This is a genomic window from Bradyrhizobium sp. (genome assembly GCF_028868675.1).
Lineage (GTDB): Bacteria > Pseudomonadota > Alphaproteobacteria > Rhizobiales > Xanthobacteraceae > Bradyrhizobium.
In genome coordinates this window covers 24,349-31,161 of record NZ_JAGWUA010000032.1, presented here as the reverse complement: position 1 = coordinate 31,161, position 6,813 = coordinate 24,349, and the positions used below count along the sequence as shown (strand labels likewise).

Here is a 6,813-nt window from a genome sequence, read left to right as displayed (position 1 = left end):
GGAGGGGCGCAATCTCTCCGAAAAGCCCGCCCGTAGCAAGCGCAAATGGCCCAAAAAAGCCCCATCGCGTGTTATAGCTGGCCGCAACAAATCGGCTCAAAAATCGGGACTTGCGATGTCAGACCTCCGCCAGAATACGGGCGCCGTGCCGGCCGAGACCAACCCGCTGCTGAGGGCCTGGACGACGCCGTTCGGCACCCCGCCGTTCGACGAGATTGCGCCAGAACACTTCCTGCCGGCCTTCGAGCAGGCCTTCGCCGACCACTCCGCCGAGATCGCCGCCGTCACCAACGACCCCGCGACGCCCGACTTCGCCAACACCATCACGGCGCTCGAGCGCTCCGGCAAGCTGCTGACCCGGGTGGCCGCGGTGTTCTACGACCTGGTCTCCGCGCATTCCAGCCCGGCCATCCTGGAGATCGACAAGGAGGTTTCCTTGCGGATGGCGCGGCACTGGAATCCGATCATGATGAACGCCGTGCTGTTCGGTCGCATCGCCCAGCTCCACGAGAACCGCGCCGCGCTCGGGCTGACCGGGGAACAGCTGCGCCTGCTGGAGCGGACCTACACCCGCTTCCACCGCGCCGGCGCCGGGCTCACCGAGGACGCCAAGACGCGGATGGCCGAGATCAACGAACGGCTCGCCCAGCTCGGCACCAGCTTCAGCCATCATCTGCTCGGCGACGAGCAGGACTGGTTCATGGAGCTCGGCGAGGACGATCGCCAGGGCCTGCCCGACAGCTTCGTTGCCGCCGCCAAGGCTGCTGCTGAGGAGCGCGGGCTTGCCGGCAAGGCGATCGTCACGCTGTCGCGCTCCTCGGTCGAGCCGTTCCTGAAGAGCTCGGCGAGGCGCGACCTCAGGGAGAAAGTCTACAAGGCCTTCACCGCCCGCGGCGACAACGGCAACGCCAACGACAACAACGCGACCATCGTCGAGGTGCTGAAGCTGCGCGAGGAGAGCGCCGGGCTGCTCGGCTATCCGACCTACGCCGCCTACAAGCTCGAAGACTCCATGGCCAAGACCCCGGAGGCGGTGCGCGGCCTCCTCGAGCGGGTCTGGAAGCCGGCCCGTGCCCGCGCGCTCGCCGACCGCGACGAGATGCAGGGGCTGATCGCGCAAGAGGGCGGCAATTTTAGGCTCGCGCCCTGGGACTGGCGCTACTACGCCGAGAAGCTTCGCCTGCAGCGGGCCAATTTCGACGACGCCGCGATCAAGCCCTATCTGACGCTGGACCACATGATCGCCGCTGCCTTCGACTGCGCCACCCGCCTGTTCGGCATCACCTTCACCGAGCGGAAGGACGTGCCCACCTGGCATCCGGACGTCCGGGTCTGGGAGGTCCGCGACCGCGACGGGCGCCACAAGGCGCTGTTCTACGGCGACTACTTCGCCCGGCCGTCGAAACGCTCGGGGGCCTGGATGACCTCGCTGCGCGACCAGCAGAAGCTCGACGGCGACGTCGCGCCGCTGGTCATCAATGTCTGCAACTTCGCGAAGGGCGCGGGCGGCGAGCCCGCGCTGCTGTCGCCCGACGACGCCAGGACCCTGTTCCACGAGTTCGGCCACGGCCTGCACGGTATGCTCTCCAACGTCACCTACCCGTCGCTGTCGGGCACCTCCGTGTTCACCGACTTCGTCGAATTGCCCTCGCAGCTCTACGAGCACTGGCAGGAGCGGCCCGAGGTGCTGCAGCAGTTCGCGAGACACTACCGGACCGGCGAGCCGCTGCCCGACGATCTCCTGCAGCGTTTCCTCGCCGCGCGGAAGTTCGGCCAGAGCTTTGCCACCGTCGAGTTCGTCTCCTCGGCGCTGGTCGACCTCGAATTCCATACCCAGCCGGCCTCCGCCGTGCAGGACGTCCAGGCTTTCGAGCGGAAGGAGCTGGAAAAGATCGGCATGCCCGAGGAGATCGCGCTGCGCCACCGGCCGACCCAGTTCGGCCACATCTTCTCCGGCGACCACTATGCCGCGGGCTATTACAGCTACATGTGGTCGGAGGTGATGGACGCCGACGCCTTCGGCGCCTTCGAGGAGGCCGGCAACATCTTCGATCCCGCCGTCGCCAAGCGCCTGCACGACGACATCTACTCCTCCGGCGGATCGGTCGATCCGGAAGCCGCCTACGTCGCGTTCCGCGGCAGGCCGCCGGAGCCCGACGCGCTGTTGCGCCGCCGGGGCTTGCTGGAAGACGCGAAGGCCGCCTGAGATGGGGGCGATGCGCCGGCTGTATGGACTGTTCTCGCTGCTTGCCGTTCTCATGCTCGGGCCGGGTGCCGCCCAGGCCCATCCGCATGTCTGGATTACCGCCACGAGCGAGCTGATCTATGCGCCGGATGGCTCCGTCACCGGCGTGCGCCACGCCTGGACTTTCGACGACATGTTCTCGGCCTATGCGGTGCAGGGGCTCGAAGGCAAGACCAAGGGCGCCTACACCAAAGATGAGCTGGCGCCGCTGGCGCAAACCAATGTCGAGTCGCTGAAGGAATACGCCTATTTCACCTTCGCCAAGGCCGACGGGCGGAAGGAGCGCTTCCAGGAGCCGATCGACTATTTCCTCGACTACAAGGACGCGCTGCTGACCCTGCATTTCACGCTGCCGTTGAAGAACCCGCTCAAGCCGAAGCAGCTGGTGCTGGAGGTGTTCGACCGCGCCTTCTTCATCGAGTTCAAGATGGCGGAGAAGGACCCGGTCACGCTGGCGGGAGCACCGGCCGGCTGCCGGATGAAGCTCGAGCGTCCCGGCGACGGTGCCGCGAGTGCGCAGAAGCTCAACGAGCAGACCTTTGCGGACGGCGAGAACGCGAATTTCGGCCTGATGTTCGCCAACAAGATCACCGTGGATTGTCCGTGATGCCGCTGGTCCGTTCGCTGCTGGCGCGCGGGCTGCTCGCCGCGGCCACGTTCGCCGTAATCGGGCTCGCGCTCGATGCCGCGCTTCGTGACCTCCTGGCGCAAACGCCGTTCGGCGCGCCGCGCCGGGCGCCGGAGCCCGGGGTTGGCGGCGTCTTCGGCTGGCTGCTGGCCAAACAGTCCGAATTCTATCGCGAGATGTCGGCCACCATCCGTGCCGCGAAATCCGACGGCTCGGCGGTCTGGACGCTGCTCGCGATCTCCTTCGCTTACGGGATATTCCATGCCGCCGGTCCCGGTCATGGCAAGGCGGTGATCTCCTCCTATCTCGTCGCCAACCAGGAGACCGCACGGCGCGGCATCGTGCTGTCGTTCGCCTCCGCGCTGCTGCAGGCGCTAGTGGCGGTCCTGGTCGTCGGCATCGCCGCCTGGGCGCTGAACGCCACCGCGAAGACCATGTGCGGCGCCGAGAAGGTGATCGAGATCGCAAGCTACGCCCTGATCGCGGCCTTCGGCGCCCGCCTGGTCTGGGTGAAAGGCGGCGCCTTCGTCCGCGCGCTGCAGGCTTCGCGGCCGGAGCCGGCGGTGGCCGGAGCCGGCCATCATCATGGCCATGGCCACGATCATCATCATGACCACGCGCATGGACATGACCACGTCCATGACGAACATTGCGGCCATTCCCACGGGCCGGAGCCGGTCGAACTCGCCGGGCCCGGCGGCTGGCGGCGCGGGCTCGCCGCGATCGTGAGCGTCGGAATCAGGCCCTGCTCGGGCGCGGTCCTGGTGCTCGTGTTCGCGCTCGCCCAGGGCCTGTTCTGGGCCGGGGTTGCCGCGACCTTCCTGATGGGGCTCGGCACCGCGATCACGGTCGCGACCATCGCGGTCGTGGCAGTCTCCGCCAGGGACGTGGCACGGCGTCTCAGTGCGGGGCGCGAGGGCGGCGGCGTGCTGATCATGCGCGGCATCGAGTTCGGCGCCGCCGGCCTCGTGCTGCTGTTCGGCGCCGGCCTCCTGTTCGGCTACCTCGCCGCCGAACGGACGACGTGTTTTTGAGCTGAATCCTCGTGCCCGGACGCAGTTTCGTAGCCCGGATGGAGCGAAGCGTAATCCGGGACGGCACGAATCGCGGATGCCCCCGGATTGCGCTTCGCTCCATCCGGGCTACGGCCTTGGGGCGCTGCACCGCGTCCGGGACACGGGAGTGGTGCAAGCGCCTCACACCGGCAAAAAGCGCTTCAGCGCCGGCATGAAGAAGATCGCGATGTTGATCGCGAAGGCGACGCTCCAGAGGATGGAGCGCAGGGTCGGGCGGTTGCCGACATAGGTGAAGACATAGGCGATCCGCACGATCAGGAACAGCACGGCGAGTTCGTCGACCAGGCGCTGCGGGGACTCGCGATATTCGGCGAGCAGCACCGCGACGGCGAAGAACGGAAACGCCTCGATGCCATTCTGGTGCGCGCCGAGCGCCCGCTCGGCGAGCGCATCCCGGTAGAAGGCCGGATCGCGCGGCCTGGCATTGTCGAAGCGGCGGGATCTCGCCCACTTGATCGCCACGATCGTCAGGAGATAGAGCAGCAGCGCTCCGAACACGCACCATTCCGCAAGGGTCATTGTTTCCGTCCCCTCTCGGGTGAAAGGTAGCGAAATCGGGCTCGTCTTGACAAGCTCGGTGCAACGCGCGAACCCAGCTTCATGTCCAGCGTCATCGGAATCGATGCAGCCAAATCAGCCGCGGCGCCCGGTCCGCAGCGCGTCGGCGTGCTCCTGATCAACCTCGGCACGCCGGACACGGCGGATGCTCCGGGCGTTCGCGTCTACCTGAAGGAATTTCTGTCCGATGCCCGCGTCATCGAGGACCAGGGACTGGTCTGGCAGTTCGTGCTCAACGGCGTCATCCTGCGCTCGCGTCCGCGCACCAAGGCGCTCGACTACCGCAAGATATGGAACAACGAGAAGAACGAGTCGCCGCTCAAGACCATCACGCGCTCGCAGAGCGACAAGCTCGCGGCCGCGCTCTCCGACCGCGTCCATGTCGCGGTCGATTGGGCGATGCGTTACGGCAATCCGTCGATCCGCTCGGGGATCGATGCGCTGATCGCGCAGGGCTGCGACCGCATCCTAGCGGTCCCGCTCTATCCGCAATATTCGGCCTCGACGTCGGCGACCGTCTGCGACGAGGTGTTTCGCGTGCTGTCGCGCCTGCGCGCGCAGCCGACGCTTCGGGTGACGCCGCCTTATTACGACGACCCCGCCTATATCGAGGCGCTCGCCATCTCGATCGAGACGCATCTTGCGAGCCTCCCGTTCAAGCCCGAACTGCTCGTCGCCTCCTTCCACGGCATGCCGAAATCCTATGTCGACAAGGGCGACCCCTACGCGACCCACTGCGTCGCCACCACCGAGGCGCTGCGCCGCCGGCTGGGGATGGATGCGTCAAAACTCCTGCTCACCTTCCAGTCGCGCTTCGGCAACGACGAATGGCTGCAGCCCTATACCGACAAGACGATGGAGCGGCTGGCGCGGGAGGGCGTGCGCCGCATCGCGGTGGTGACGCCGGGCTTTGCCGCCGACTGTCTGGAGACGCTGGAGGAGATCGCGCAGGAGAACGCCGAGATCTTCCGGCACAATGGCGGCGAACGGTTTTCCGCCATCCCCTGCCTCAACGACAGCGATCCCGGCATGGACGTGATCCGGACGCTGGTACTGCGCGAACTACAGGGGTGGCTCTGAAGGCAGGCTTTAGCGGCGGGCTTCAGCAGGGCTTAACCTTTGTCCTAGGTTGACCCCGCGGCGTTTCAAGAGCCTGCTTGCCAATACTTTTCGAAAGGCGTTCCTCCTCCGTCCATCTTGCGGAAGGGCTGCCGGACGCCGACGTCAACAGCGCCGCTGAACCGGCCGGGCAGCCGTCCCGACCAATAGACGGCGCGGGATGGGCCTTTCCCGCCTTGGAGGAGCTATGAGCGGTTTCGATATTTTCGCAATTGCATTGGTATTGCTCGTCATCGTCACGCTGCTCGCCGGCGTGAAGACCGTACCGCAGGGCTATGACTGGACCATCGAGCGGTTCGGCAAGTACACCCACACGCTGTCGCCCGGGCTCAACCTGATCGTGCCGTATTTCGACCGCGTCGGGCGCAAGATCAACATGATGGAGCAGGTGATCAACATTCCCGAGCAGGAGGTGATCACCAAGGACAACGCCACCGTGACGGTGGACGGCGTCGCCTTCTTCCAGGTGTTCGATGCGGCGAAGGCGAGCTACGAGGTCGCCAATCTCGAACAGGCGATCATCGTGCTGACCATGACCAACATCCGCTCGGTGATGGGTGCGATGGATCTCGACCAGGTGCTGTCGCACCGCGACGAGATCAACGAACGGCTGTTGCGCGTGGTCGACGCCGCGGTCTCGCCATGGGGGTTGAAGGTCAACCGCATCGAGATCAAGGACATCGTGCCGCCGGCGGACCTCGTCGAAGCGATGGGCCGGCAGATGAAGGCCGAGCGCGTCAAGCGCGCCGACATCCTGCAGGCCGAAGGCCAGCGCCAGTCCGAAATCCTGCGCGCCGAGGGCGCCAAGCAGGGCCAGATCCTGCAGGCCGAAGGCCGCCGCGAGGCCGCCTTCCGCGACGCCGAGGCGCGCGAGCGCCTCGCCGAAGCCGAGGCGAAGGCGACGCTGGTGGTGTCGGAAGCCATCGCCAAGGGCGACGTCGCCTCGTTGAACTATTTCATCGCCGACAAGTACATCAAGGCGTTCGGACAGTTCGCGGACGCGCCGAACCAGAAGATCATCATGCTGCCGATGGAGGCCGTGAGCCTGCTCGGCTCGCTCGCGGGCATTGGCGAGATCGCGAAGGCGACGTTCGGCGAAAGCGCCGCATCGGCCGTCGCCGCCGCGCGCCGCGGCTCGGTGCCGCCGGCCGGCTCGATGCCGCCGGCGCAGTAGGGATGTCAGAGGT

General features: G+C 66.5%; 6 protein-coding genes. 5 read left to right on the top strand and 1 reads right to left on the bottom strand.

Annotated features, from left to right (window positions below; all coding sequences use genetic code 11):
* Nucleotides 1–115 precede the first annotated feature (115 nt).
* The 3 genes from KGM94_RS06970 to KGM94_RS06960 are packed head-to-tail and all read left to right on the top strand — an operon-like array spanning nucleotide 116 to nucleotide 3,907.
* Complete coding sequence (locus KGM94_RS06970; RefSeq protein ID WP_300256265.1) at nucleotides 116–2,206, top strand: M3 family metallopeptidase; 2,091 nt, start codon at nucleotides 116–118, stop codon at nucleotides 2,204–2,206.
* Between the two features lies 1 nt (nucleotide 2,207).
* Nucleotides 2,208–2,852 carry a DUF1007 family protein gene (locus KGM94_RS06965; protein WP_300256263.1) on the top strand — a complete coding sequence of 215 codons (645 nt, stop codon included), beginning with the start codon at nucleotides 2,208–2,210 and terminating at the stop codon, nucleotides 2,850–2,852.
* Nucleotides 2,852–3,907, top strand: a complete 1,056-nt coding sequence (locus KGM94_RS06960) for a nickel/cobalt transporter (RefSeq protein WP_300256261.1) — start codon at nucleotides 2,852–2,854, stop codon at nucleotides 3,905–3,907. The genes KGM94_RS06965 and KGM94_RS06960 overlap by 1 nt, the downstream gene beginning before the upstream one ends.
* 162 nt (nucleotides 3,908–4,069) lie before the next feature.
* On the opposite strand, the gene KGM94_RS06955 is transcribed toward KGM94_RS06960, so the two are convergent.
* Complete coding sequence (locus tag KGM94_RS06955) at nucleotides 4,070–4,468, bottom strand: MAPEG family protein (protein WP_300256258.1); 399 nt, start codon at nucleotides 4,466–4,468, stop codon at nucleotides 4,070–4,072.
* Nucleotides 4,469–4,549: 81 nt separating this feature from the next.
* Here KGM94_RS06955 and hemH point away from each other — a divergent pair, with 81 nt between their 5' ends.
* Both hemH and KGM94_RS06945 read left to right on the top strand, forming a co-directional pair.
* Nucleotides 4,550–5,587, top strand: a complete 1,038-nt coding sequence (hemH, locus tag KGM94_RS06950) for a ferrochelatase (protein WP_300256256.1) — start codon at nucleotides 4,550–4,552, stop codon at nucleotides 5,585–5,587.
* 226 nt (nucleotides 5,588–5,813) lie between these two features.
* Complete coding sequence (locus tag KGM94_RS06945; RefSeq protein ID WP_300256254.1) at nucleotides 5,814–6,800, top strand: SPFH domain-containing protein; 987 nt, start codon at nucleotides 5,814–5,816, stop codon at nucleotides 6,798–6,800.
* The last annotated feature ends 13 nt before the right edge of the window (nucleotides 6,801–6,813 follow it).

Excerpts from the sequence above, each read along its gene's own strand:
- KGM94_RS06955 (WP_300256258.1), bottom strand. The coding sequence starts at position 4,468 with ATGACCCTTGCGGAATGGTGCGTGTTCGGAGCGCTGCTGCTCTATCTC.
- KGM94_RS06965 (WP_300256263.1), top strand. The coding sequence starts at position 2,208 with ATGGGGGCGATGCGCCGGCTGTATGGACTGTTCTCGCTGCTTGCCGTT.
- KGM94_RS06960 (WP_300256261.1), top strand. The coding sequence starts at position 2,852 with ATGCCGCTGGTCCGTTCGCTGCTGGCGCGCGGGCTGCTCGCCGCGGCC.
- KGM94_RS06970 (WP_300256265.1), top strand. The coding sequence starts at position 116 with ATGTCAGACCTCCGCCAGAATACGGGCGCCGTGCCGGCCGAGACCAAC.
- hemH (WP_300256256.1), top strand. The coding sequence starts at position 4,550 with ATGTCCAGCGTCATCGGAATCGATGCAGCCAAATCAGCCGCGGCGCCC.
- KGM94_RS06945 (WP_300256254.1), top strand. The coding sequence starts at position 5,814 with ATGAGCGGTTTCGATATTTTCGCAATTGCATTGGTATTGCTCGTCATC.